The following is a 963-nucleotide window of genomic DNA, read 5'->3' as shown; positions in this document are numbered from 1 at the left end:
AACCAAATCCTTTACATTTAAAGACTTACCATATTTTACTGCCTTACCAGTTTCATCTATCAAGTCATATCCCATTTCTAAGAAATCATCTATTTTACATTCTTCTATAGTTAATATTCTATTTAGTTTCTTTACTTGTGGCACTATATATCACTCCTTTTTCTACGCTTCAACAACAAATTGTATAGCATCAGCTTTTTTATTTAATATAAATATATCCTCAAAACTTTCTTCAAAATAGAAATATTTTCCCTCTGTAACTGCTGTTGGTTCGTCTAACTTAGAGAATTGATAAGAAACAGGTGTAATTACTGCTGATGGATGAACTAAACACATAAATATTTGCTTAGCTCCTGCCCCTACTTTCCAACCAGCTGTAAAATCATATGCAGTTTTCATGAGGTTAGATGGAACCTTAATTATTTTAACTGTGTCAATATCAGTTGTTTGACGATTAAGAGAAGTCCCACCATCTTTTATGTTTACTGTTCTTTGTATTTCTTTAGCGTTCTTAATAAGTGTATTTACTACTGGTGTAACATAAAGTATTCTTCCATTTTCGGGTACCCTAGCTTCTGTCATTTTCTCCATTAAAGTGTCAAATACTTCTAATACATTAGCTGTTGTAAGAACAGTTGTATCTGCTGTGTTACCTAGTGCTGTCCAATCAGCATGTATTTTAGATATGCAGTAGGCATCCATTTCAGGGAACTTTTGTTCTTCATTGTATACCTTTGTGATGTTGCCTATTGAAGCTACATGATTAGTTTGGTTAATGTCTGCTGGATGAACTAATGTTGACCATTTTCTCTGATTAGTTAATGCTTTAGATTCCCAAGCATTATCATAGTTTCTTTGAGCTACTGCGATTGTATCTCTATTTGAATCTACCCTTCCAGTCGTGCTTATAGTTGGTATTTCTATTGTTTTAGACCCAGTCCATCTATATCTTCCATTGTTTGG

The 963-nt window shown here is 33.1% G+C and carries 1 protein-coding gene; it reads right to left on the bottom strand.

Going from position 1 to position 963, the window contains the following annotated elements:
* Positions 1 to 162: 162 nt before the first annotated feature.
* Positions 163 to 963: capsid protein (locus Q3304_RS20695; RefSeq protein WP_407815335.1), on the bottom strand; the 801-nt coding region annotated here is incomplete at its 5' end.

This window comes from Clostridioides sp. GD02377 (assembly GCF_045899875.1).
Taxonomy (GTDB): domain Bacteria; phylum Bacillota; class Clostridia; order Peptostreptococcales; family Peptostreptococcaceae; genus Clostridioides; species Clostridioides difficile_A.
The sequence above is the reverse complement of the archived record's forward strand: the minus strand, read 5'-3'. Positions and strand labels throughout refer to the sequence as shown.